Origin of the sequence: Bacillus sp. FJAT-47783, assembly GCF_022808615.1 — a bacterium.
GTDB lineage: Bacteria > Bacillota > Bacilli > Bacillales > Aeribacillaceae > Bacillus_BZ.
The window spans coordinates 1-26115 of sequence record NZ_JAKZKS010000024.1; the positions used below are offsets into that span (position 1 = coordinate 1).

The following is a 26115-nucleotide window of genomic DNA, read 5'->3' on the forward strand; positions in this document are numbered from 1 at the left end:
AGATACCGAAAAAATCTGAATAACTTTGGGCACAGACCGAAATATAGTGATAAAAATGGTACATTATTTCAGAATGAATTCTGGATTATTGTGAAAACTGGTTTCTGAATTAATGTGCTCGGTTACATCAATCCCTCATAGTTAAGATAAAAACGCCGCACAACCGAAACCATTTCTCCGTTAGAAACAAGGTTTCAATCCCTCATAGTTAAGATAAAAACTCATACCACCGAGATACGGTTGTTTTTGCCATTCGTGGTTTCAATCCCTCATAGTTAAGATAAAAACAAAAGACGCTCGTAATATTGATAAACAGCATGACTTGTTTCAATCCCTCATAGTTAAGATAAAAACACAAATTGGAATCTGCAGCAAGTGATTTTCTTGAATGTTTCAATCCCTCATAGTTAAGATAAAAACCCAAAAAATTGCTTATATTTTAAAAGTTCTTCATACTCCTAAGATTTCCTTTTTTCTATTCAAACAAAATATCAATTTTCTTAAAAGTACTGTTTTCACTTGATTTCTTTTATTCCCTTCATATTTATCTAAATTTGAAAATGTCGTCGACCTCCCAGAGTTTTAACGTTACTGAAGGTCGACGACTATAAAATGTGGCTTAATGTCGATTTCAAACAATTACGAATATTAAGGGAAGTATATCCAACACTAACGTTATACATAGATTACATTAAAAAGACAAAACTATCCAACCCCCTTCTCCCCCTTTAATCAATTGTCAAAACTTGACTAAATCCAGATTTCTTCAGTTGATCCTCGCCTCATCCAATAACGCACCTACATCATCCGGAAAGTAAGAATTAGATGAAATCATAATGTCAACATCATTTAAAACTAACACTTCCATACATCAATTTAGCTATAGACCAATCGGATGAATAAAAACCGTCAAAGTCCAAACCATTAAACAAACATCATATCCAATTACACTTTACTCTTCCGCTTCAAATATGCCTCTTCCATCCCAAGCACTTGATTAATGAGCAACTCCATCTCTTCTAAGTCTTCTCGATTCACAACGGGATCTAAATCTGACCATTTGACTTGATAAACAAAATAGTAATCTGTAATTTGTCTAAAAATAACGAGAGAATTTGGAAACTTTGAGAAATACGCTTTAATATTGTATCTTCTTGTGTAACCCCAATCTAAAAGTTCCATAGCATCACCTACATAATAGGTTAGACGATAACACATCGAATGCCAACTACAACACATCAAGAACAGATGAAACTTTTAAACGATCCAAACGTAATACCATTAAGGGAGGCGTTCACAATGAGTGAAACAAAAAAAGGTTGTATAAAATGTGGATGTACAGAGGCTGGTTCAAAGGAGATTTCCACTACTGGAACAGGCTTATCGAAAATGTTTGATATTCAAACCAATCAATTTTTAGTCATTTATTGCAAAAACTGCGGATATTCGGAGTTTTATAACAAAGAAGCTTCTTTAGGATCCAACGTATTAGATCTTTTCTTTGGTGGGTAATTGATAAAACATCAGAACGTACGAAAAAAACGAACAGGTGAGCACTAGATAGTAATCGCTCACCTGTTTGTGTTTTCATCAAACACGGTTATTATTGATGAGTGTTTTTGTTATAGTCTTTTGCAAGTTTTTCAAACACTTCTTTATAGGAGAGACCAGACTGTGCATTTTTCCTTTTTACTTCCTCAATATCCGTACCGACAACTGTATATTTTTTCTTTTCCATCGAATCACCTCAAAGGTAATTTCCCCAAACATGATTCGGTTATTCTTCTCCTGCCTGTAAATCGCAAACCTTTGTTTAGTTCTCCATATTCTATCAATAAATCCAGATAGGAAACCATTCGCTAGGTCATTACCTTGATAGATTTGATGTTCATTTTGACAGCCTTTTTGATCACCTATTCAATACTCTCCGCAAAATAGCATCTCGGTTTATATGAGTCTAGTTTAAACGATCAATCAAAAATTAGAGCCCCTAATAAAATAAGCAATTGAGATCAATTATCAAATATATTTCCTAAAACAGGTGACAAATGACCTATAAGTTCGAGAACACATTTAATAAAATAAACCGTTCATATTATTTCAATATAGATAAATCGACCCTGACAGATCGTAGTCTCATCATAACCTTTTCCTAAAAACCTTAACACATTACGATTTACCTATACCAAAATGATCAAAAAACGGTTGATCATATTACTATTTTAAAATAAAATAACAACATAGAGATGAAATTTTCTGAAAACTAAAGGAGGTTGAAAGTTATGGCAATCGCATTAGCAATTTTAAAATTTTTAGGTGGAGTAATTCCTTTAGTAGAAGAACTTATTAGAACACTCGCTTAAATGCATTTTGTCACATAACGTTGACTGTAAGAATGGTAAAACCCACAAATCATTTTGATTCTGTGGGTTTTACCAATTGTATAAACATATTTAAAAATTTTCTCGTAAAATATCATATTTCCCCGAAAATAATTGTCGAAATTTAAGAATTTGCTTTTTCTATTTCTTCAATAAGGAGGGATAGCTCCGTCCAACGCTCCATCGCTTGTTCTAGTTCTTCTTCAACCGCTTTTTGTTCCTCAAACAACGATTGAATTCGTTCGAAGTCACTTCCAGCTGCTGCAATTTCTTTATCTAGTTGCTCTTTTTTACTTTCCAATGCTTCGATGCGGTCCTCGATACCTTCCCATTCTTTCTGCTCTTTGTATGATAGCTTTTTGCGACGCTCTTTCTTTTGTGGTTCCTTTTGAACAGGTTTTTCTTTCAGTTGCTCTTGTTGCTTTTTCATTTCCAAATAGTCCGAATAGCTTCCTTGGAACCGGCTTATCATACCGTTTCCTTCAAATACAAGCAAGTGATCGACAACCCGATCTAAAAAGTAACGGTCATGGGATACGGTGACGACGACACCTGGAAATTGGTCTAAATAATCCTCTAGTACCCCTAATGTTTCGGTATCAAGGTCATTTGTCGGCTCATCTAGAAAAAGGACATTTGGCTCGGCCATTAACACGCGTAATAAATAAAGTCGTCTGCGCTCTCCACCTGAAAGCTTGCGAATATAGGTCCATTGATGGGAACGAGGAAATAAAAATCGCTCAAGCATTTGTTCAGCTGTAATGATCTCTCCATCCACTGTTTTAACAACCTCTGCCACTTCTTTTATATACTCCACGACACGCAAATTCTCGTTCATTTCTTCATGTCCTTGCGTATAGTACCCAATCGAGACCGTTTCTCCAATATCGATCGCTCCAGCATCTGGTTCAATTCTTCCTGCTAACATATTTAATAACGTTGATTTCCCCGTGCCATTTGGTCCAATAATGCCAAGGCGCTCACCCGGTGTCAGTAAATAGCTGAATTGGTCGACAAGCTTTTGGCTGTTATACGCCTTTGAAATCCCTTCTACTTCAATCACTTTTTTACCGAGACGCTTTGAACCAATCGCAAAGTCGAGCTCACCTTGTGTGACAACATTTTTATCTTCTTGAAGCTTTTCGATTCGATCAATGCGTGCTTTTTGCTTTGTCGTTCTTGCTTTCGCCCCGCGGCGAAGCCATGCGAGCTCACGACGTAAAATGTTTTGGCGCTTCAGCTCATTTTGTACCGCTACCGTTTCTCGCTCCGCTTTTTTCTCTAAGAACATTTCATAGTTTCCGTCATACGTATACAGATTTCCTTTATCTAACTCAAAAATTCGGTTCGTCACCCGATTTAAAAAGTAACGATCATGCGTGACCATTAAGATCGAACCTTTGTATTGGGCTAAATATCCTTCTAACCATTCAATCACTTCATTGTCTAAATGGTTTGTTGGTTCATCTAATATGAGCAAATCCGCTGGTTGGATTAATGAACGCGCAATCGCAACCCTTTTCTTTTGTCCGCCTGATAAATGCTCAACCGTTTGAGTAAAATTCGTAATGCCTAAGCGAGTTAAAATCGTTTTGGCGACTGTATTCGCTTCCCATGCTCCTAACGCGTCCATTTGCTGTTGGATGCGAAAAAGCGCTTCTTGTTTTTTCACATCCTCAGGATAACGTTCAAGTTCAGCTAGCGCCTTTTCATAGGAACGCATCGTTTTCATGACGTCTGAGTCTCCATAGTAAATCGTATCAATCACCGTTAAGCTTGGATCTAATTCAGGCTCTTGCGCTAAATATTCAATTCTCATGTTGTTGGAATGTGTTTTCGTTCCCTCTTCAACGGATTCGATATTCGCTAGTACTTTTAATAATGTCGATTTCCCCGTACCATTTGCACCGATGAGACCGATCCGTTCTTTTTCCGATATGGCAAAAGAGATATAATCAAATAACACTTTTTCACCGTACGTTTTATATAAGTTTTCTACTAATAAAATACTCATCTAACTTCCTACCTTTTCTAGTCGTTTCTAATTTATTAGTATAGCAGATGTTTGTCCAAGCAATTGAATAAAAACACTCATTATATATAGTATATCTTGGTATGAGGTGAAACGTATGCTTAAAAGGTGTATTCTTTCTACCGCTTCTTCATTCCTTGGAACGCCGTATCAGTTTAACGCAAAACCATACGAAACGGATACATTTGATTGCAGCTCCTTTACCCAGTATGTATATGGTCAATGCGGAGTCTATTTACCCCGAAACTCACGACAACAATTCCAAATAGGGACTTTTGTTCCCATTGATAAAATATCGTTGTGCGATCTTCTTTTTTTCACAACAAAAAAACGGCAGAACCTTCATGGTATTGACCGCATTGGACATGTAGCCATTTATTTAGGTGAGGGCAAAATGATTCATACGTATCCGAAAGGGAAAAAAGTAAAAGTGTCGTCCTTTACAGAAAATTGGCGAAAGCTTTACATTGGTGCAAAACGTGTCATACGTCAATAGAGCCCTCCTGTATAAAGGCTCGTTAAATGATAAACAATCTCATCAATTGTAAAGTTCTCCTTTTCCACAAGCTCCCACATGAACATTTCGTTTGCATAAAACCATGTTCTCGCAACGAGGGTTGGGTTCAATGCCGGTTTTGCTAATCCCTTTTCTTGAACATGTTGAACATCCTTTGTAATTGATTGGATAAAGCGATCGCGAATCTTGATCCACTTTTGTTCGACGACGGCTGAACATCCAATCGCTTCCTTCATAACTTTCATCATTTGACGTTCTTTGATCCCAAGCTCTAGAAAAAGCTGAACTTGACGTTGAATCATTTGAAAAGCTTCTTCTTTTGTCGAAGGTTCAAATGGGAGATCAGCCACCTCGTAGAATGTTTTCATGACATGCTCCATTAATTCTATAAATATTTCATCTTTATTTTGAAAATAAACGTAAGCGGTTCCGTATCCCGTTTTCGCTTCTTTAATAATTTGTGAAATCGTTGTCTTTTGAAAGCCTTGCTCTAAAAAAACTTTAAGACCGGCATCTAATAACTTTTGTCTCGTCTTTATTGCTTGCTTTTGACGAGGTGATAACTGTTCGGCATCCATCTACATCTTCTCCTATTATTCTCATTTACTGACATTATATCATTGACATAATGTCAATCAATATTTATAGTTAAACTATTAGAAAAATCCAGAATATTTGTGTTGGGGTGAAAAAAATGAGCTTGACGCGTGAGGACGCCATTCAATTAGATCAAAAGGATGAGCTATCCGCCTTCAGAAATGAATTTTATATCCAAGAAGGCACTATTTATTTAGACGGAAACTCGCTCGGCTTATTATCGAAACGAGCAGAACAATCTCTTCTCTCCGTCTTAAATTCTTGGAAGTCGTATGGAATTGACGGTTGGACGAAAGGAGAGCATCCTTGGTTTTTCTTATCTGAATCGCTTGGGGAAAAGATGGCTCCACTCGTTGGTGCTGAACGTGATGAAGTTATTGTAAGCGGTTCCACGACTGTGAACTTACATCAATTAGTTTCCACCTTCTACAAGCCTATTGGGAAGAAGACAAAAATTTTAGCGGATGAACTAAACTTCCCTTCCGATATTTATGCACTGCAAAGTCAAATTGAACTGAAAGGCCTTGACTATTCCGAGCATCTCGTTCGCGTGAAAAGTCGAGATGGACAAACACTTCATGAAGAAGACATTATCGAAGCGATGACAGATGATATCGCCCTCATTGTCCTACCAAGCGTGCTATACCGAAGTGGGCAACTATTAGACATAAAACGTTTAACAGAGGAAGCACATAAACGTGACATTTTAATCGGCTTTGATTTATGTCATTCGATCGGTTCGATTCCTCACAATTTAAGTGAATGGGACGTAGACTTTGCCTTTTGGTGTACGTATAAGCATTTAAATGGCGGCCCGGGTAGTGTCGCGGCTCTTTACGTCAATAAAAAGCATTTCGGTAAAAAACCAGGACTTGCCGGTTGGTTTAGTTCAAGTAAAGATAAGCAATTCGATATGGAACATACGCTAACACCTGCGGATCATGCTGGTGCCTTCCAAATTGGAACACCACACCTTTTAAGTGTTGCACCATTAATTGGATCGCTTGAACTATTTGAAGAGGCGGGAATTGAAAACATTCGAAAAAAGTCTCTTCAATTAACACAATTTATGACAGATTTAGTTTTACAAGAGTTGAAGGAATATGAATTTACAATTGGCCATCCTCTTGATGACAAACAGCGCGGTGGTCACATCTTCCTCGAACATCAAGAAGCAGCGCGTATTTGCAAAGCATTAAAGGATGCGAATATTATTCCAGATTTCCGTGCACCAAATGGAATACGCCTTGCACCTGTAGCTCTTTACAACACGTTTGAAGAAGTGTGGCAAACAGTGCAAACATTAAAAGACATTATGAAGCATAAACACTATAAAAAATATGAAAATAAACGAGATGTGGTGGCCTAGCTATGTGGATCGACATTTCACAAGTACTACACAATCAAATGGCCCACTGGCCTGGAGACACACCGTTTACGTATGAAGTGGCTTTTTCAAAAGCGGACACCGGCTCTGTCAATATCGGGAAAATCACAACAAGCTTGCATACCGGTACACATGTTGATGCACCGTTTCATTTTGATGACAACGGGGAAAAAATTATTGATTTAGATGTGAATGGATTTATTGGAAAAGCGATGATGATTGATGTTTCAAACTTTGAAGCCATTGGACCGGATCAATTAAAACATGTGCCCTTTAATGGGGCAGAACGGTTATTGCTAAGAACAACGTTACAACCAGTTCCAAACACATTTCCAAAGAAAGTACCACACTTACTGCCTGATCTCGCACCGTTTTTACAAGAGCAAGGCATTAAGCTGCTCGGTGTTGACATCCCTTCTGTTGATCCATTGGATAGTAAAGACATGGAAACACACCATGCCCTTCATAAGCATGGAATCGTTATAGTAGAAAACCTCGTTTTACACCACATTGAACCGGGAAGCTATGAATTCATTGCTCTTCCTCTTGCCATTCAAGGAGCAGATGGAAGTCCCGTTCGAGCTGTTGTAAGACGAATAGATGATAAAAGCCAATAAACTTAAATTGAAATGGAGGATCAATAATGAGTAAGCATCTTTCAGAAATGGAAAAAGAGAGCGGTATTCAAACAGATTTTAAAAATCGAATGACATACGGTGAATATTTAAGTTTAGACAAAATTTTATCCGGACAAAATCGGCTTTCCGACCACCATGATGAAATGTTATTTATTATCATTCATCAAGTGAGCGAGCTATGGATGAAACAAATTCTCCATGAATTACGTGAAGCGATTCAACGAATTGAAAAAGATGACTTGGATCCTGCCTTTAAAATGCTTGCCCGTGTATCCAAAATTCAGTCGCAAATTATTTCAGCTTGGGACGTTCTGTCAACCCTTACTCCTTCTGAATATATGGAGTTCCGTGATAAACTCGGTCAAGCATCAGGATTCCAATCGTATCAATATCGCATGATTGAATTCGCTTTAGGGTATAAATCCGAGCATGTCCTTAAAATTTATGAAAAGGACGCAAAGCTGTTAAAAGAGTTACAAAAAGCATATGAAGCACCAAGCATTTACGATGTTGCGATCAAACAACTGGCAAAAGCAGGTTTTGACATTCCAAAAGAGTTCATCGAGCGAGATTACACGAAGCCTTATAAAGGTCACCCATCGATTGAATCAGCGTGGCTTAGCGTGTATAAAGATGTAGAGAAATATTGGAGCTTGTATCAACTTGCCGAAAAGCTAATCGATATCGAAGATTGGATTCAACAATGGCGCTTCCGTCATATGAAAACGGTTGAACGTATTATTGGACACAAAATGGGAACAGGTGGATCTTCAGGCGTTACCTATTTAAAGAAGGTACTTGATCATAGTTTCTTCCCTGAATTATGGGACATTCGCACAAAATTGTGATATAGTTTGTAACTAGTTGTAGGAGACGATTTCTTTAAGGTAGCAACATGTCAATAAGACAAGCTGTTTTGAAGTTGATTCTTAAAAACTTCCGAACAGCTTGGTTAAATAGAATTGTCGTTGGTTTTTCCGTATAGACTTTAACACTTTAACAAGTCTTCACTTTATTACAAAAACTTAGTAAAGGGGTTTGAAAGGATTGGATGGGAGAAACGATCAGTGGTCCTCTAGAATTGGATTTATTCTTTCCTCAGCAGGTGCCGCCATTGGTCTCGGTGCCATTTGGAAGTTCCCTTATGTAACGGGTATGAGTGGTGGAGGTGCCTTTTTTCTTATCTTCATTGCCTTCACTTTATTAATCGGCCTGCCAATGCTCATTTCTGAGTTTATAATCGGACGAGGTGCCGGAAAAGAAGCGATTAGCGCTTATCAAAAATTAGCGCCGAATACACTTTGGGTATGGGTAGGACGACTCGGGGTCCTCGGATGCTTTTTACTCTTATCCTTTTATAGCGTTGTCGGCGGTTGGGTTCTTATTTATACTGGATTATCGATTCCCGGTATGATTATTCAGAACGGGGCTAGCTATCCAGATTTATTTGGAGCAATTACGTCTAGTCCATCCATTACATTTTTAGGATTATTCCTTTTTTTGCTAATTAATATTATCGTGTTATCTTTCGGGATTCAAAACGGAATTGAACGGGCAAACAAATACTTAATGCCGCTTTTATTTCTATTTTTTATCATTTTAGTCGTACGTTCACTCACATTAGACGGGGCGATGGAAGGTGTTCGCTTCTTCTTAACCCCAAGCTTTGAAAATATTACAAGTGAAGCGATTCTTTATGCACTTGGCCAGTCCTTTTTCGCTTTAGCTGTCGGTTTTTCATGTATGGTCACATATAGCTCCTATTTGAAAAAAGACGTCAGCATCCCGAAATCTGCCGGTTGGGTCGTATTTATGAACATCTTCGTTTCACTACTTGCTGGTCTAGCCATTTTCCCAGCTGTCTTCTCGTTTGGGCTTGAACCAGCTGAAGGACCTGGACTTTTATTTATTGTACTTCCAACTGTATTTAGTCAAATGCCGTTCGGTGAATTGTTTTTAAGCTTGTTTTTACTATTATTCTTATTTGCAACCTTGACAAGTGCGTTTAGTTTACTCGAAATTATCGTTTCTGCTTTTACAGCAGATGGGAAGCGATCGCGTCCGAAAGTTACTTGGACATCCGGTCTTGTCGTGTTTATCGCTGGAATACCGGCTGCACTTTCCTTTAGTACACTTGCAAACTTTCAGCTATTCGATAAAACCGTCTTTGACTTAACAGACTATTTAGTTAGTAATCTACTCCTTCCAATTGGTAGTATTTTAATCGCTCTTTTCATTGTTCACAAAATGGATAGGGAGCTTGTAAAACAAGAATTTTCACTTGCAGGTAATCTAAATCCAACCTTTTACGCAGTGTGGAGATGGCTGATGAAATGGCTTGTGCCAATCAGTATTGTCATTGTTTTTATCAATTTAATCACGAACTAGGTTTTTAGGGCCAGCGAAATGCTGCCCTTTTTCTTTTGCATAATGTATAATGCTTCCAGCTCTAATCTCAATCGTGATAGAATAATCCTAAAAAAACATAAAGGGGAGAATATGAATGGCCGATTTAACGGATTGGAAAAATGGTGCTCGCGGGCGCAAATTTATAACTTCTTTTAGCGGAGGAAAGGATAGTGTCTTAGCTTTATATAAAGCAGCAAAGGTTGGAGAAGCAGTTGGATTGATTGTTATGCTAGAAGAAGAAGGAAAACGTTCCAGATCCCACGGAATGCCTCCGGAGCTTATACGTGCCCAAGCTAAATCTATAGGTTTACCCGTATATACTGCAGCTGCAAGTTGGACAGATTATGAAAAAGTATTTATGCAACTTCTAGAAAAAGCAAAAAATCAAGGAGCAGAAGTGTTAGTAACTGGTGACCTCGATATGCCTGCTCATGGCTGTTGGCATGAAAAAGTTACGAAGAATGCTGGATTAAAGCTTGGGATGCCTTTATGGGAAATGAATCATCGTGAAACTGTTGAAGAGTTCATAAATCTAGGATTTGTCACGTTAATTGTAACTGTTAATTTATCATTAGGAATGCGAGAAGACGATTTAGGGCGAACGTTAACGCATGAATACGTAAAGGAGCTTGAAGCTCGAGGTATTGACCCATGCGGAGAAGGTGGAGAATTCCATACAACAGTCATAGATGGGCCGATTTTTAAACATCCAATTCCAATTCGTAAACGAGAGATTATTAAGGACGGGGAATATGCTTTTTTGCCTTTGGAGTTAGATCAGATGTCTGATATGGTTACATTATAAGTACCAAAAATACAGTTTCCACCTAGGAATACAGGATCTCGTCCCTAAATTTGCAGGTTATGTCTGTTGTTGGGCTCTTCAGCCTATTTGCAACTAAAAAACGGAGACACAATATAATGATTATTAAGGCCAAGATTACAAAAAGGGGCATCCAAGGTCGTATATCACATGAAAATTGATTCACACGACAACCAAAAACGGAGACACTTAAAGATTGTGAATTTTTTATTAGCACACTTAAGTCGACTTTATATGGAGAGACGAGCATGATACCTTTGTTAGGTGCGAAACCCTTAATTCTTATTCCGTTATCTGTATCTATTTTAAAAAGACACCATCTTATTCAAGAATGGTGTCCACAATCATTGCAAGCTGGTCCATCACTATTAAAAAATGGGGCTAATACTTTTTCACACTGGTAGGCAATCCTAGAGTAGCATTAATGTATCTGACAAAGTGTATTTAAGTACTTCACTCTAAAAGTATTACTAAATCATCCATTGTTTCTCTCAAACTACTTAATCTAACTGTAAAAATTTCAATATATTTCTCCTGCTTAGGCACTTGCCATTTTGGGAAATGAGCCTCCTCTGTTTTTGGATAAAGGAGCACACATTTGTCCGAAGCTTCGTAGGAGGTTATATAGGCATACATTTGATATAAGTCGCTTTGTTGGTATTGGAGTCGACCTTTATGAATGATGCTTTTCCATTTTGTGTCGACAATCATTTGAGCTCCCTTTCTTGTAATCACAAAGTCGGGCTTCAGCTTAATGTTTTCCTGACCGGAATGGACATTTATAAGTAGTCTCTTTTTATCATGCTGTGTTTGAACTTCTATATCTCTTCCATGTGCAACAAAACGGAATGCAGATTCGATATAATATTCAAAAAGCTGATTCATTTCAAACAGTAAGGAAAAGCTTTTTTGGTTGCTGAATTTAGACGTCATCATATCATTCGATAAAATCATCTTCGCAAGGTTAAATACTTGCTCAAAGCGACGATTTTGCCGATGGAATGTTACGTTGTCCAATTGATTTTTTTGAATCTGTACGTCTGTTACATGTTGAAAAGTATCCATTAAATAAAGTGTTTCCGTCTTTAATGAACCTTTTGTTAAGTATGGTAACATCACTTTTAATGCTCTTTTTAAAATTTGATTCAATAACACATCCTCTTGGAGCTCATCAAATTCACAATAAGCCTTTACCGGTTGAAAGGCATTCCGCTTAACATGTTCATCCAATAGAAATCGACCTTTAAGTGTTAAACTGTTTTCTTGCTTCAGTTTATACTCCTTAAAAACTCCTCGTCTAACTTCTTTTAATAAGAGTTGAATATAAACTTGTGCAAAGATGTGCAGCAAATCTGCTTTTGCCAGCTCGCTTAAGGTTGATTCATTGAGTGAAACAGGGAGATTTTTTGTTACATTTAACATGTTCAAGAGAGCTTCTCGATTGTTTTCTTCGCTCGTCTGATCGATTGATAGTTTAGGCAAAATTTCAATTCTCACTGTAGAAAGTTGAATCACTCCGACTAGATTAATCCAGCGAATTTTTCCATACCCGATTTCAACAAAAGACATATATCTTCCTTGTATATAAAGGAGAATTTCGTCCCATTCTGTTTGATTAATATGTTCTCCAAGATGTAGCCAATCGTAAGCTTCACGAATGGTAATGGTTTTCATTATTCATAAATCCTTTGTACATCTTGAAGTTTAATGTTTTTTTTCAATCGATATTTTATTGGGAGATCCGTAAGCACCGATGAATCTTTAAATAGACCATTTAAACTAATTTCTTCACGGTATAAGATGCAGGCTTCCTCTTCTGAGTTGCCAATTCCTCCAAGTACAAGCCCAATTTTTTCCCAATCATCATAAAAATATTCTTGGAGTAAAGGTACGATCTTATTTAAAAGAATGGTATATACATCTTCTTCAGTTTCTGCATTCATAAAGTATGCATGTCCGATTGTATGATCACGATCATACAACACTTCAATTCGCTTATTGATTTTATCTAAAAGGCTCGGTAAATCAATGTTTTCGATTGGTTGCAGAAGGGATGGTTTTGGCATCATTTCTTCAAATACGAATCTACGTCTTAAAGCAGTATCTAATAGTGAGATAGAGCGATCCGCCGTATTCATTGTTCCGATAATATAGAGATTTGGCGGAAGAGAGAAGATTTCCTTGGAATAAGGCAATTGAAGCCTGATTTCATTTTCGGTTGTTAGCCGTTTGTCATCTTCAAGCAAAGTAATTAATTCTCCGAATACTTTTGACATATTTGCTCGATTAATTTCATCAATGACAACGACATAACGAGGAGCCTTAGAGAAATCAAAGGCATCCTTTTCAGTTAAAGCCTTTAACACTTCTTTCTTTTTGTCTATGTAGCGATCAGCATGTATCTTTTGTTTAATTCCTTGGTACATGGCATTGATTGCAATTCGTTTCAATGCTCCGTCTTTCGGTTTGAAGCCGCCTTTACCATCTGACCTCAGTCCTTCTATGAAGTCTTCATAGGAAAAGCTTTGATGGAACGTAACGAACTGAACTTGCCCCTGTTTTTGCAATTCCTTGTAATGCTTTTTCACATCAATTTCTTCTTGGGTACTTTCAATGATTTCAACGACATGTTTAGCTATACTGTAGGTTTTTCCTGTTCCTGGTGGTCCATAGTAAATAACATTTAAAGGTCGTTGATGGTCATTTATTGAAATAAGTTTTGGTTCAGGTTGCCCTGCTCCCACTTCCGGCTTCAGTTTATTAAATATTACTTTAATATAACTTTTCTTTTTGATTTCATGGATATGATTGCGAAACCCCCCATATCCTGGAATGATCCTTTTCTCCTGATCTACCCATTCAACAGGTACAGTATGACCTAAAATTTCATCATACTCATATCCATCGACAGCCCTTCTTTTTAGTTTGCCAATTGCATCAATTCGTAATATGTATTTTAAGCTGCCATCATCTTGACGTTCTGAATAGGTTGTTTTTATTCCGACCACATCACCTTTTTCCATTTTTAAAAAGGATACAAGTGCTTCTTTCTCTTTTTCATCCTTCACTTCTTCTAAAATATCATTTAAATCATTGCTTGCAATATTGCTGGATAGGTCTCTATTAACAACCGGTAATGAAATGATTCCCTTTTTTAAAAAAGAAGATAAATAGCTTCGATTTTCATACTGATATTCAACTAGCCAATGGCTTGTTTGACCGGCAAGGCCATAACGGTTCCAGATAAATTCACTTAGCTTCACATAATGCCAATCCTTAAATGGTTCAAGCTCTCTCAGTTTTTTATATTCTAAATGTTGCAATAAAATATAATTCTTCGGCCGTTGATTAAGCAGTTCACTTGGAAGTTCTAAATCATTTCCTAATGGGTCTAATACTTTCCTGGCATAAACATTGAAAAACTGTTCAGGATAGTAAATGTTTAAGATTTTTAACATCACCATCGGCCACACTATTAATTGCTCAATTGAAATTTCTTCTATTTTCCCTTCAGCCGCAAGTCGTAAATTCATGACGATTTGATCTCGCAATTTATGAAATTCGCTTTGAAGCTCTTCCCCAAATATGCTTTTCTTTTTGGAAGCTGCACCCATGCAATATTCTCCGCTACCGCTCCGATAGATCCCGAACTTTGAGGCGTTTCCTCCACCTATACCACCGAGAATTTCTTTATGCTCTAACCAATAAATGAATGAATCTCTTGTTGACGTATCAGCATACTCTTCAATGGTCATTTCTGGTAATGACTCGATAGGGAACCGTTTAATAAATTGTTGACGTTTTTCTTCAGAATCTCTTATATATTCTTCATCTAGTGTATACTTTTTTGCAGCTTCTATAAGTGTTTCTAATGACATCTTTTCACCTTCCATTCTTCATTTTTTACTTTCACATTTTTATTCTTTTGTACTACTTTATAAGTTTATGTAAAAATGAAATATCACTTCTTTTTTATTATTAGGCTCTGTTAAACTTTAATGTTGATTTTTAACAATATTTTAGGGAAACCCATTAAGAGTAAGGTTTCCCAATTCCTTTTAAAGTGCAACTATTAATATTTAACAATAGTTGTCACTCCAAATTCTGTTAAATATTTTTTATGACTCAACTCTTCTACCCATTTTTTAGGGTTTAACTGATAAGTTCCATATTTATTTTGATAAGTTAAACTTTCAACGTTAATAAAAATTGGTTTGGGGGCTTCCATCAATCTTCTCTGGTAATAGTCAAAGTCGTGTTGATTAGGAATGTATAATAGTTCCAATACATCTCCTGTTTCCATATATTTTTCAAGATATAATAAGAATAATTTATTACCAGCACCAGAAATTTCATAAATGTATGGCATTGTAAAGAGTCCCGCTACATATTTCCTCCATCCAAATGTATCAACTTCATTTACCCATAACCTAATAAAGTCTTCCATTCGTTCAAAGACAGTGCGATTGTTATAGTCTTCAATTTCATCAGGTATTATAAAAGGTTTGGATGAGGCTAAAAATGTAATTTCAGACATAAGCAACCTCCTATTCAATTACAATAAGTTAAATTTTGACATGCACAAACTATCATAAGTATCCTTCATTTCAAATTGCATACGTCGGATTAACCCCCGTATTTTGGACAATATTTCTCTTAATCTAGCTTTTTCTTAAAAATACGTTAAATTTCTTTTCCTTTTGTCCTTTTTCATAGTTTAGCCATTTCTTCCATTCCATCAAGGGTAAAGGCTTCGCCCGACTATCGTCGCCCTTGATTCCACTCCAGAAATAGCTTTTTACCTTTTCGGGACAAAAAGGAAGAAAAAATAGAAGGGGGGTTAAACCCGAATCTCTTTGATTTCAACGTTCTGCTTCTTGTGTTTTTCGTAAAATTCCATAGGTGATAAGTCTAGAATACTAGAATGCATGCGTCTTTCGTTATAAAATTCCATAAACTCCGTTACGACTTTATAGGCCTCTGCATACGTCTCAAATTGCCATCTTGATAAACAGTCATCCTCAAATATTCGGTGGAATGATTCAATATGAGCATTTAAATTCGGTGTTTTAGGCGGAATTCTTTCGTGCTCCAATTTGATACTTTCACAAAACTTCTGGAAGGTATGGGAAATAAACTGTGGCCCATTATCCGTTCGAATCACAGGTTTTTCCAGTTTGTCGAATTGTTGACGCTTGAATAACGCTCGCTGCATCGCTTGTTTGACATCACTCCCCGTACAACTTAGACCAATATGATAGTCGACAATTCCACGATCATAGACATCAATGATAGACATGACAAAGAAATGGCGGTCTTCCCCTTCAATAAATCCGTATTTTATGTCCGCCTCCCACAATTGATTGGAGCTGGTTATGATCCGATTTCGTGCCAGTTTTCTAGGATGTGAAACTTTCTTTTGGCGTTGAGGACGTAAAATGCCTAATTCTTTGCATAATCGGTATACTTTTTTCTTGTTAATTTTGAGCTTGTATTTTCGTCGAATCACTTGGGTGAGCTTGCGGTAACCATAGTTATAGCCATCACCGGCAATCTCCTCCAACAAAAATTCCTTGATCTGCTCATCTGAAATTTTTTGACCGTCCTCTTTGAAGGAATAACCTGGTGCTGGACGTCCCTCACTTACTTTTTTCTCTTCCACACGGTACTTCTTCTGATAGTAGTAGGTGGAACGATGAATCCCGATGATTTTTAGCACCTTTGATACAGGGTAGCCTTTTTGAATCCATGCCTCAGCTACTTCAAGTTTTTCAGTAAGTGAGGGTTTTTCTTTTTTATAAGATCTCGTAATATCGCGATTTCAAGGTCTTTTTCACCCAGTAATGTCTTTAGCTTTTCGTTTTCTTTTGACAACTCTTTCGCATCAAAATCAGGTAAAACATCAATATTTACCTCTCCGTATTTACCATTTTTATATTCACTACACCAGCGACTTACCATGTTTGGATTTAGACTATATCGTCGGGCTACTAGAGACTTATTTCCAGTCTCCAAAGCCTCTTTGATTACTTGTAGTTTAAATTCTTTTGAGTGTTTTGTTCGTGTCATGATGTCAGCCTCCTTGGTACATTAAGTAGTATAAAAGATATTACTCTTATTGTCCAAGTTCATTCCGGGGCTTATGAGACGTCATATAAGCCCTCCACGCATCTGTTACAAGTACATTTTCAAATGTTAGTTTTGAACCAATCATACTATCAACTTTAGATTTGACAACACGCCCCATACAAGCAACCTTTGAAACAGTTGCTTTTGTACGGTCTCTGGCAACAAGAACACATACCTGTTCGTGACTAATACCTCTATGTTTAGATTTTCCTCCACGCTTTCGAGGTTTTCGTTCAGAAATGCCTCATTATCCTTTTTGAGAGTATAGGAAATAGGTCTCGTCAACTTCAACGATACCATGATAATTGACCTTATTAAATATCCAGCCAGTTAGTTTAATAATAAATATGTCTATTCGTATTCGCTTTTTGTCGGCTTAACAAAAGCAGGGAAGGTTTCACAGATAGTTTCATAAGTAGAAAAATTCGGGTTGTTTGAAAGTACAACAATACTATGTCCGTCATACCCTATCCAGAATACGCTTATATTCTTATCGATTTTTACCACCACGGCTTCGCTAATCTTTCCTTCCCAATTACCTTTCCATTGACGTTCTTCCACACGAAAAAAATCTTTATTTGTTGACCAAATAACTAAGTCATTACCACTGCCAATAGAAATAAAAATAGGGATAATCTCACGAAATTGGATTACATTCTGAATTACAGTAACCGTTACGGACAATTTAGGATTATTAGACAAGTATTTATAATTAATATTCCATTTCCGACATAACTCCTCATATCCCTCTTTCCAATATGAAGGAATTTCGACACAGAAATATATAGGAAATGCTTTAATACTTTCCATCCATAAAGGTAAAAAATTATCATTACATTCAGGCAGATAAATACCGTCCACTGAAAATACATATAATGGATTTCCCTCTATGGCAAACGGGAAATGACCACCAGCATCAGGCTCGGAACTATAATAATATTTTGGAAAATATCCAATTTCTACTTCCATCTTGGTTTACCTCTTTCAAGTCTTTTTAATCCTGATTATACACTCAATTATTTAAATTCATAATTCCAGAAAATTGTCCTTTAGTTTAAGTGATAACCTTCATAACCCTTTTATCCTTACAGAATACGTATGAATTCGATTTTTAATTGAATTAAGGAACTTTTCCTTGTTAAATAAAGGAAAACGCCCTTTAAAGGAATAATTAAAATATGGGCTAAGTACTTAGTCCTGAATTTACTTAATTACCTCATAACCCTTGGTAAACACATAATAAATCGCTCTCCTTATCTCCCCTAACACCCTATTAGTAAAGTAGAAGGTCCCAAGGAAAATAGCCGCATCCATTGGGTTTTCAAGCTAGTGAAAGCTATTTTATACCTTAATAGGAAAAATAGCTTTCGCTAATATCAATGAAGAAAAAGAAATGATCAAGTACAATTAATGGTTGGATTCCTCCACTCGGGTGCGGGTTTTGCTACTCTAATATTCTCTTTTAATCATAAAAAACGAGCCACGAATTGTTCCAGCTAGTTTAGACTTTTGCCTAGCAAACTTAAACTTCCCTTCTAACTCCTTTGGTACCTCCATCCCCTCAGAAAGCTTAAAACCAACGGCCCGCTTCTTTGGGTCATCAACCGTATACATGACGTTGACCACAAGACCGTCCTTATAAAAGACGTAGGAAAATTTGATATTTTCCACTTGAAAACGCGAAGTTTCTAAAGGTTTGGCCGCAAACTCAATATCACGCTCTTCTTTCAAAATTCGGTTCACATAATCAAGTGTCTCCTGGCTTTCGTTAGCAGGTACAACCGTAAATTCATGCTTGTATTTGTTCATAAAGTAACGCGCTTCATTCGCACGTAAACCAGCAAGCGCTTCTACTACAGGTGAAGACTCTAAACCAACCATAGACACATTTTTAAAATCAACAATATAGGACATTTTCATTCCTCCAATTATCTCTTTATTTCCTAACAACAGGAAGCCACATTTCACCAAAAACTAAACTGTTTCGCTGCCCCATCACAACCGTTGCATTTGGCCCACCAACATAGGCAAAATTCTTTACTTCTGGCAAGACTTGACCAAAGGCAATGCCAGCAAGTTTATATTCAATTCATCAGCCGTCTTTCCTTCCCCTTTCACAACTAGGTATTCCCCATTAGGAATATAGATAATCTTTGATTCTCCTAGTTCTGGTACCGATGCCTCTGTCATAACGCCAGCATAATGCACCATTTTGTTATTCACCGCTTCGTTCACGGCAAAAACGTAGTCATTTGCGGCAATAGCTTTTAAAGCGTCAAGCCTTTCATCTTGGCTGAAGCCCTGCCAAAAGTCTGATTTAGAAATCGATATATATTATCATTTCATATTCTACTAATATCATTTTAACCCTGCTTCTCCCTCCAACATAATTTATGAAACTTTTTCAACCTATTATTCGTAAATGTATTGTAAGAAAATTGAGACAACAAGTTCTGATGAATGATTGTTCACACCCATTGGGTGAGGCAATATAAAGAGATTTAAAGTTTGATTGGAGGAACATGTATGTTAGGAGCATTAGGGTTTTTGTTTTTTCTTATTCCACTCTTTATTTTAGTAGTCATTGGCGCAGTCGTTTGGTGGTTCATTATGAAAACACGTTATAAAACGGCGAAATCCAACCAAGCACTTATTATTGCTGGTCCGAAGTTAGGCGATCCGAACAAAGAGACGAATATTTTTACAGACACTGAAGGTAGAGCGATAAAAATCATTCGTGGCGGCGGACATTTATTGCGCATGCATCAAACCGCAACCCCGATTGATTTAACATCATTTCAATTAAAATTAACGACACCGAAAGTGTATACGAGCGGTGGTGTTCCGATTGTAGCAGATGCTGTAGCGATGGTAAAAGTAGCCGATACGTTAAAAGGGATTGCCATTTATGCCGAACAGTTTTTAGGGAAAAAGCAGGCAGAAATCGAATCAGAAATTGGCGAAGTGTTAAGTGCAAACCTTCGCGCAATTTTATCGAAAATGACGGTTGAAGAAATTAATGAAGACCGTGAAGCCTTTAATGCGCAAGTAACAGAAATTGCCCAACAACAGTTAGATGAAATGGGCTTTAAAATTACTTCTTTAGGACTTACTGATTTACGAGATGCTGACCCTGAAAATGGCTATTTAGAGAATTTAGGGCGCCCACGTATTGCCCAAGTCCGCAAAAAAGCAGAGATTGCAGAAGCAGATAGCGACAAAGAAACACGCATTCACCGAGCAAAAGCAGATCAAGAAGCAAAAGAAGAGGAATATAAGCGTCAAATCGAAATTGCACAGTCCCAAAAAGAAAAAGATTTAAAAGACGCCGCGATCAAAGAAGAGACTGAACGTGCACGCGCAAAATCCGAGCAAGCATATGAACTAGAAAAATCCATATTAGAAAAGCAAGTACAAGAAGAGCAATTGAAGCTCATGGCTCAAAAGAAAGAAGAAGAGCTTCGAATTAAAAAGCTTGAACGCGAGCATGCTGTGAAACTAGAAGAACAAGAAAGTGAAATTCGAAAAGCAAAAGCGGATGCGGAATATTACGAAACAACAAAGCGCGCTGAAGCAGAAGCACGTAAAGCGGAAATTGACGGTGCTGCCCAAGCGGAAATTAAACGGAAGCAAGGTTTAGCAGAAGCGGAAGTCATTCAAAAACGCGGTGAAGCCGAGGCGGAAGCGAAACGGAAATTGGCTGAAGCGATTGCCAAACATGGTGAAGTTGTCATCCTTGAAAAACTAATTGACATGTTGCCTGAATATGCTGAAAAAGTCGCAAAACCGTTATCGAATATTGAATCTGTTAAAATTATTGATACAGGAAATGGTGAAGGCGTAACCTCTTATGGAAAAAGTGTAACGAATACAATGCTTCAATTGCAGGAGCCTCTTAAAGAGTTAACAGGTGTTGATTTATCTAAGCTATTAAATGATTTAGCTAATCGAGGAAATACACACACAGTCGTTCGTACTGAAGTAGCAAGTACAAGCGAAGAGAAGGTAGATAATCAAGCGAAAGAGGAATTACAGGAAGAAACAAAGGACGACCATTAATAAAAAATAGTCGAAATTTTCTCAAATAGAAAAATCCCGTCAGAAACATTAATGATTTCTGACGGGATTTTCAGCTATTAGTGTTGTTTTTTAAGAAGAAATTCTTATATATTAAATTTCTTCATCCGCTTATAAAATGTGCTTCTTGGAATATCTATTAATTTTGCAGCTAAGGTAACATTCCCTTTTGTTTTATGCAATGCCTCTATCATTAAATCTTTTTGGATTTTTTCCCGAATTGTGGATGGAGCTTGTAGCTCTGTTTTTTCAAATTTTTCATTGAATGTTGGAGTTACTTTAATGTAGGTGTCCAAGAGATGCAAGAAGTTTGGATTGTCTTCCGTTAAATCTGCAGCTACAATTTTCATCCGTTCCAATACATTGAATAATTCACGAATGTTCCCAGGCCAATCATAGCTTTTAAGTCTATTAAAAAATTCATTTGGCCACTCTATATGCCATTGATGTTTTTGGCAAAAATATTGCACAAAATAAGGAATATCTTCCTTTCTTTCCCTTAATGGCGGAACGTGTATAGGGTATACATGAAGACGATAGTATAAATCTTTGCGAAAGGTACCTTCATTGACTAGGAGAGAGAGGTCTCGATGCGTAGCCGTAATGACTCGGACATTTATAGGAATCTCATTTTTCCCTCCAATCGGAATAACTTTACGTTCTTGTAAAACTCTTAAAAGAGCAATCTGCATGTTTGGAGGTATTTCACCAATCTCATCAAGAAAAAGTGTTCCGTTGTTTGCTTGTTCAAATTTCCCTTTATATCCGTGGCGCCTTGCACCTGTGAATGCACCTTCCACGTATCCAAACAGCTCACTCTCCATCAATTCTTGCGGAATCGCTCCGCAATTAATCGCAATGAACGGACCGTCCTTACGTGAACTATTTTCATGAATCGCTTTTGCAACAAGCTCTTTCCCTGTTCCGGTTTCCCCTAATATGTAAACAGTGGCGTCAGTAGGAGCCACCCTCTTAATGTCATTTAAAACGTGGCGGAAAGAGTCACTCGTACCAACCTCGCCTTCAAAATAAATATTTCTAGAAGTCGCAGAAGGAATATATGTGTAGTTTGTGTTATTGGCCATTTCTTCTGACAATCGTAAGGATGAACCAATGACACAATTGTGAACCTCTGAATAAAGAGGCGATTCCTTTTGAATTGAAAATCCGTATTGTAACAGTTCGTTAACCTTCATGCCTAAACAGTTCCGTATTTTTAACCGGACTAACTGGCTTGCAGCAACCACCTTTTTTTCGTTATTACAAATTATAACTAGTTCGCTTGTCTCAATTAAGTCCATACTTTTTTGAGCAAGTTCTAATTCGTTTTGGCGTGCCACACCCCTTAAGTCTTGTTCAATAGCATGTGCCATAGTAGCGACCATTCCAAGCATGTAAGGATGGGTGCGGTTCAACGGGCATGACACGTCGATCACACCGAGAAGCGTTCCATCATCTTTGTGAATTGGGGCAGCTGAACAACTCCAACCATGTGAAGCGATAGAAAAATGTTCCGTTCCATTTATCATAATGGGTTCTTTAATTTGTAACGCAGTTCCAATCGCATTCGTTCCAACTTCTCCCTCTGTCCATCGAACCCCTTCAATGAAGTTGATTTTCCCTGCATCCTGCAAAACACCTTGATTTCCTGTCAAGGATAATACATACCCTTCCGGATCAATCAATAAGGCAATCATTCCTAATTCTTTAACCATGTCCTCCATTTTATTTACATGAGGCAATGAGCTATTGAGAAATAAAGAATTCTTTTCCTTTTGTACAGCCAGCAAATTCTCAGATAAAACTTCTCTTCCTTTACTTAAGTATGGATTTACATCCTTTTTCTTGCAACGATACCAAGATTCCACAACTCTTTTATTTAGACGGGATTCATCAAGCACTCCTTCACTTACAAAGCGCTTCCACATAGTTAAATAACAGGATGTATCGACCATTCCATCCTCCTAAATTCGTATTATTTTGAACGTTGAAGTTGATTTCATGGTGATTAAAAAGAAAGAATAAAGGACTGGGGAAAAACTACGAGGCTTTTCCATCATTATAGTCGATAAAGAAACCGCTTTCAACAGAGTGAAAGATTCCTTCAATGGATGGTTTCTTCATCAATCTCCGAAAATATGATGTTAAAGTCCTTAATGTGGAACTTATAAAGCGAGTTTTTTATTTTCAACCTATTGAGCTATCCCTACTTAATTAGAGATTTGAGGTGAGGGTCTTCTCGTCTAATACGATAAAAAGAGGAGACCCCGAACAGGTTCCTCTTAGAAAATCACGATCATGTAACTCTACTAAACATGTACAGGATGGCCAACTGAGCTTAGTATTGCTTCATGGATCGCCTCGGATAATGTTGGATGAGCGGCAATAAAATCTCTCATTACATCCACGGTCATTTCTGTATGTAGCATAACGGTGCCTTGTCCGATTAACTCAGTGGCATGGGGGCCTACAATTGAAATTCCAACAATTTCATTATATTGAGGTTCAATGATTACTTTTACTTTTCCAATTGACTTATTAACAATAAGAGCTTTGCCGTTTGCTGCAAATGGAAATTCTCCGACTCTAACATTTCCGTAATGGTTTCTAGCTTGCTTTTCTGTTAATCCGACGCTTGCAATTTCAGGTGATGTATAGATGCAACGAGGAACGGCTTTATAGTTTACACTCGTCTCTTTACCACAAATATTTAAAGCCGCCACCGTTCCTTCATGAAAAGCGACATGTGCAAGTTGAATTCCACCGATTACATCACCGCATGCATATATATAAGGAATGCTTGTTTGCATTTGTTCATTCACAACAATCCCTTGTTTCGAATAATCAACTCCGGTGTTCTCTAAACCTAAATTTTCCGTCTTTGGTCTTCTTCCTATTGACACTAAAACATAATCAGCTTTAAGTTCATTCATTCCATCTTGATTTTCAAAGATTGCCTTCTTTCGATCATAATCCAATCCTTTCACAGTTGTAGACGTATAAAACGTTACCCCTTCCTTTTCTAATTCTGTTTGTAGTAAAGAGGCCATGTCTTTGTCTTCACCAGGGAGAATTTGATCAGCCATTTCAACAACAGTGACGTTCGTTCCCATTCGGCTAAAAATGCTTGCAAACTCACACCCGATGACACCTCCCCCTACAATAAGCATGGAAGAAGGAATCGATCCTAGAGATATGGCATGCCCACTATGGATAACCCATTCTCCATCAAAAGGAGCAAATGGCAAGCTAATCGGTTCTGACCCTGTAGCAATAATGAACCGATCAGCTTCAACGGCTTCCTCTCTGCCATGATTCGTTACGCATAAATGATCATCTGATTGAAAAAAAGCCTTGCCCTTCATTACTTTAATTTTATTTTTCTTCATTAAATAATCGATCCCATGAACAAGCGTTTGAACAATATTATTTTTACGTTGCTGAACTTGACTCCAATTAATTCCCACATGGTTGGATGAAAGGCTTACACCAAACTGTTCGGCTTTTTTGACCGTATCATAGATTTCAGCACTTTCTAGCAATGACTTGGTTGGCATACATCCCTCATTTAAGCATGTTCCCCCTAATGAACCTTCGTTAATGAGAATAACGTGTTGTCCCTCGTGGGCAGCCGTAATGGCTGCCACATATCCTGCTGGTCCACCTCCAATAACGGCAATAGTTGTCAAAACACCACCTTCTTTCTATAAAATTCAACCTCATTCAGTACAATCTCTCATCCATAACTGTTAGTCACTTTAGACCATTGGTCGTAATTACTTTCTTTTATTTTAAAATTGAGAGCAAATTCCCCCACCTGTTTTCTTTCCTTGAGGTTGTGGGATTACTCGGCTTACGAACCGGAAAAAAGAAGCAAAATTGGCTCTTCTAAATATTGTTTAATGGTGCGTAAAAATTCGGCAGCAGGTGCTCCATCCACTACACGGTGATCAAATGTCAAATTAAGAGGCAGTATCGTCCTTCTTTGTAATTCCTCCCCTTTATAAATCGGTGTATCATAGGCAGATCCAATTCCGAGAATTCCAGTTTCCGGTGGATTCAATATCGGAGTAAAATGCTCAATCCCGTAAGCTCCTAAGTTACTAATCGTAAACGTTGACCCTTTCAGCTCATCTGTACTAAGTTGTCCTTGCCGTGCCTTACGAGCAGCATCTTTTGCTTTTTTGGATAATTGGATTAATGAGGCAGTTTCAGCATTATGAATAACAGGTACGACTAACCCTTTTTCCAAGGAAACTGCTATTCCAAGGTGAATTGAATCAAAAACCTGTATTTGATCATCTATATAAGCACTGTTCATTTCTTTATGCCGCTTGAGAGAAAGAATAACTGCTTGAGCAATAAAATCTGTAACAGTCAGTTTTACATCATAATGTTTTAGTGCTCTTTCTCCTACTTGATTTTGGATAGCAAGAAGATCTGTTACATCGGCCTTCATCGTTAAAGTTAATTGGGCACTCGTTTGTAAGCTCCCCAGCATCCGCTCTGCTATCACTTTCCTCATACCAGATACCGGAATTCTTTGTATGTGATGATCGTTATGGACTTGACGATCTTTCGTTTCGTTTTCATCCATTTTTTCACGTGTATTCAGAGCAGATTCTTCCATTACTTTTTGGACATCCTCTTTCGTAATACGGCCTCCGGGACCTGTTCCTTGAATCTTGTCAATGTCAAGCTTTGCTGCTTCTGCCATCTTCCTTGCTACTGGGGAGATTTTAGCTTTATGCTTACGAATTTTTTGAATGGATGATTGCTGCGGCTCTTTTTCTTCCGCTACCGTAACAGCCGTTTCTATTTTCGCTGCTTGTAAGTTTCGTTCTACATCGTTAATTTTTTCACCAGACTGACCGATATAACAGATGACGGTACCAGGAGGGACTCCTTGTCCCTCAGGTACGATAATATCTAAAACGACTCCTTCTGCAGGGGATTCGATTTCCATTTCAATTTTTTCTGAATTGATACTGGCGATATATTCTCCTTTCTCTACAGAATCTCCAACTTTTTTATTCCAAGCCGAGACGGTTCCTTCCTTCATAGCCATACCTAATTTGGGCATTACGACCTCTACCGCCAATTTTCCTCGCTCCTTTCATTTCTG

At 37.5% G+C, this 26115-nt stretch carries 23 protein-coding genes, 2 pseudogenes and 1 CRISPR repeat array; of the genes and pseudogenes, 9 read left to right on the forward strand and 16 right to left on the reverse strand.

The window, feature by feature from the left end:
* Positions 1-127 precede the first annotated feature (127 nt).
* A CRISPR array of direct repeats spans positions 128-420; the repeat unit is 27 nt; unit sequence TCAATCCCTCATAGTTAAGATAAAAAC.
* A gap of 525 nt (positions 421-945) precedes the next feature.
* On the reverse strand, positions 946-1182 hold the full coding sequence (locus tag MLD65_RS14680; protein ID WP_243292608.1) for a hypothetical protein: 237 nt from the start codon (positions 1180-1182) through the stop codon (positions 946-948).
* 117 nt (positions 1183-1299) lie between these two features.
* On the opposite strand from MLD65_RS14680, the gene MLD65_RS14685 reads away from it, so the two are divergent.
* Positions 1300-1512, forward strand: a complete 213-nt coding sequence (locus MLD65_RS14685) for a zinc ribbon domain-containing protein (protein WP_243292609.1) — start codon at positions 1300-1302, stop codon at positions 1510-1512.
* A gap of 91 nt (positions 1513-1603) precedes the next feature.
* On the opposite strand, the gene MLD65_RS18165 is transcribed toward MLD65_RS14685, so the two are convergent.
* The gene (locus MLD65_RS18165) at positions 1604-1738 is read right to left on the reverse strand and encodes a hypothetical protein (protein ID WP_279326101.1); all 135 of its coding nucleotides are present in this window, start codon (positions 1736-1738) and stop codon (positions 1604-1606) included.
* A 767-nt stretch (positions 1739-2505) separates the two neighbouring features.
* The gene (locus MLD65_RS14690; protein ID WP_243292610.1) at positions 2506-4395 is read right to left on the reverse strand and encodes an ABC-F family ATP-binding cassette domain-containing protein; all 1890 of its coding nucleotides are present in this window, start codon (positions 4393-4395) and stop codon (positions 2506-2508) included.
* Between the two features lie 115 nt (positions 4396-4510).
* On the opposite strand from MLD65_RS14690, the gene MLD65_RS14695 reads away from it, so the two are divergent.
* Positions 4511-4909 carry a C40 family peptidase gene (locus tag MLD65_RS14695; protein ID WP_243292611.1) on the forward strand — a complete coding sequence of 133 codons (399 nt, stop codon included), beginning with the start codon at positions 4511-4513 and terminating at the stop codon, positions 4907-4909.
* On the opposite strand, the gene MLD65_RS14700 is transcribed toward MLD65_RS14695, so the two are convergent.
* Positions 4903-5508 (reverse strand): TetR/AcrR family transcriptional regulator, encoded by a 606-nt coding sequence (locus MLD65_RS14700; protein ID WP_243292612.1) that lies wholly within the window; start codon positions 5506-5508, stop codon positions 4903-4905. The two genes, MLD65_RS14695 and MLD65_RS14700, sit on opposite strands and share 7 nt — an antisense overlap.
* A gap of 116 nt (positions 5509-5624) precedes the next feature.
* On the opposite strand from MLD65_RS14700, the gene kynU reads away from it, so the two are divergent.
* The 6 genes from kynU to MLD65_RS14730 all read left to right on the forward strand — a co-directional run bounded on the left by kynU (position 5625) and on the right by MLD65_RS14730 (position 11188).
* Positions 5625-6896 carry a kynureninase gene (gene kynU, locus MLD65_RS14705; RefSeq protein WP_243292613.1) on the forward strand — a complete coding sequence of 424 codons (1272 nt, stop codon included), beginning with the start codon at positions 5625-5627 and terminating at the stop codon, positions 6894-6896.
* Positions 6897-6898: 2 nt separating this feature from the next.
* Positions 6899-7531 carry an arylformamidase gene (gene kynB / locus MLD65_RS14710; RefSeq protein ID WP_243292614.1) on the forward strand — a complete coding sequence of 211 codons (633 nt, stop codon included), beginning with the start codon at positions 6899-6901 and terminating at the stop codon, positions 7529-7531.
* 26 nt (positions 7532-7557) lie between these two features.
* Entirely contained in the window at positions 7558-8400 is an 843-nt protein-coding gene (gene kynA / locus MLD65_RS14715; RefSeq protein WP_243292615.1) for a tryptophan 2,3-dioxygenase, read from the forward strand.
* Positions 8401-8599: 199 nt separating this feature from the next.
* The gene (locus tag MLD65_RS14720) at positions 8600-9940 is read left to right on the forward strand and encodes a sodium-dependent transporter (protein ID WP_243292616.1); all 1341 of its coding nucleotides are present in this window, start codon (positions 8600-8602) and stop codon (positions 9938-9940) included.
* Positions 9941-10055: 115 nt separating this feature from the next.
* Positions 10056-10766, forward strand: coding sequence for a Dph6-related ATP pyrophosphatase (locus MLD65_RS14725; protein WP_243292617.1), 711 nt, complete (start codon positions 10056-10058; stop codon positions 10764-10766).
* Between the two features lie 266 nt (positions 10767-11032).
* The gene (locus MLD65_RS14730) at positions 11033-11188 is read left to right on the forward strand and encodes a hypothetical protein (protein WP_243292618.1); all 156 of its coding nucleotides are present in this window, start codon (positions 11033-11035) and stop codon (positions 11186-11188) included.
* Between the two features lie 49 nt (positions 11189-11237).
* Here the strand turns inward: MLD65_RS14730 and MLD65_RS14735 are convergent, their stop codons facing one another.
* The 9 genes and pseudogenes from MLD65_RS14735 to MLD65_RS14770 form a co-directional block, all read right to left on the reverse strand.
* Positions 11238-12458: an McrC family protein gene (locus MLD65_RS14735; RefSeq protein WP_243292619.1), complete on the reverse strand. Its 1221-nt coding sequence runs from the start codon at positions 12456-12458 to the stop codon at positions 11238-11240.
* Positions 12458-14662 carry an AAA family ATPase gene (locus MLD65_RS14740; RefSeq protein ID WP_243292620.1) on the reverse strand — a complete coding sequence of 735 codons (2205 nt, stop codon included), beginning with the start codon at positions 14660-14662 and terminating at the stop codon, positions 12458-12460. Before MLD65_RS14740 ends, MLD65_RS14735 begins: the two co-directional genes overlap by 1 nt.
* A 194-nt stretch (positions 14663-14856) precedes the next feature.
* A complete protein-coding gene (locus MLD65_RS14745) occupies positions 14857-15321 on the reverse strand; it encodes a hypothetical protein (RefSeq protein WP_243292621.1) in 465 nt (154 codons plus the stop codon).
* A gap of 303 nt (positions 15322-15624) precedes the next feature.
* The gene (locus MLD65_RS14750) at positions 15625-16503 is read right to left on the reverse strand and encodes an IS3 family transposase (protein WP_481748537.1); all 879 of its coding nucleotides are present in this window, start codon (positions 16501-16503) and stop codon (positions 15625-15627) included.
* 38 nt (positions 16504-16541) lie between these two features.
* On the reverse strand, positions 16542-16853 hold the full coding sequence (locus MLD65_RS18480) for a transposase (protein ID WP_481748538.1): 312 nt from the start codon (positions 16851-16853) through the stop codon (positions 16542-16544).
* 64 nt (positions 16854-16917) lie between these two features.
* A pseudogene (locus MLD65_RS14755) lies at positions 16918-17217 on the reverse strand (IS1595 family transposase); the annotation flags it as partial.
* Between the two features lie 47 nt (positions 17218-17264).
* Positions 17265-17882 carry a hypothetical protein gene (locus MLD65_RS14760; protein WP_243292623.1) on the reverse strand — a complete coding sequence of 206 codons (618 nt, stop codon included), beginning with the start codon at positions 17880-17882 and terminating at the stop codon, positions 17265-17267.
* 480 nt (positions 17883-18362) lie between these two features.
* Positions 18363-18827 carry a phage tail protein gene (locus MLD65_RS14765; protein ID WP_243292624.1) on the reverse strand — a complete coding sequence of 155 codons (465 nt, stop codon included), beginning with the start codon at positions 18825-18827 and terminating at the stop codon, positions 18363-18365.
* Positions 18828-18849: 22 nt separating this feature from the next.
* Positions 18850-19244, reverse strand: a pseudogene (locus MLD65_RS14770) (GyrI-like domain-containing protein); the annotation flags it as partial.
* 195 nt (positions 19245-19439) lie between these two features.
* Here MLD65_RS14770 and MLD65_RS14775 point away from each other — a divergent pair.
* The gene (locus MLD65_RS14775) at positions 19440-20972 is read left to right on the forward strand and encodes a flotillin family protein (RefSeq protein WP_243292625.1); all 1533 of its coding nucleotides are present in this window, start codon (positions 19440-19442) and stop codon (positions 20970-20972) included.
* Between the two features lie 104 nt (positions 20973-21076).
* Here the strand turns inward: MLD65_RS14775 and MLD65_RS14780 are convergent, their stop codons facing one another.
* From MLD65_RS14780 to MLD65_RS14790, 3 genes are all read right to left on the reverse strand, one after another.
* Entirely contained in the window at positions 21077-22945 is a 1869-nt protein-coding gene (locus tag MLD65_RS14780; protein ID WP_243292626.1) for a sigma-54-dependent Fis family transcriptional regulator, read from the reverse strand.
* Positions 22946-23299: 354 nt separating this feature from the next.
* Positions 23300-24679 carry a dihydrolipoyl dehydrogenase gene (gene lpdA, locus MLD65_RS14785; RefSeq protein ID WP_243292627.1) on the reverse strand — a complete coding sequence of 460 codons (1380 nt, stop codon included), beginning with the start codon at positions 24677-24679 and terminating at the stop codon, positions 23300-23302.
* Between the two features lie 164 nt (positions 24680-24843).
* The gene (locus tag MLD65_RS14790; protein WP_243292628.1) at positions 24844-26091 is read right to left on the reverse strand and encodes a dihydrolipoamide acetyltransferase family protein; all 1248 of its coding nucleotides are present in this window, start codon (positions 26089-26091) and stop codon (positions 24844-24846) included.
* Positions 26092-26115: the final 24 nt, after the last annotated feature.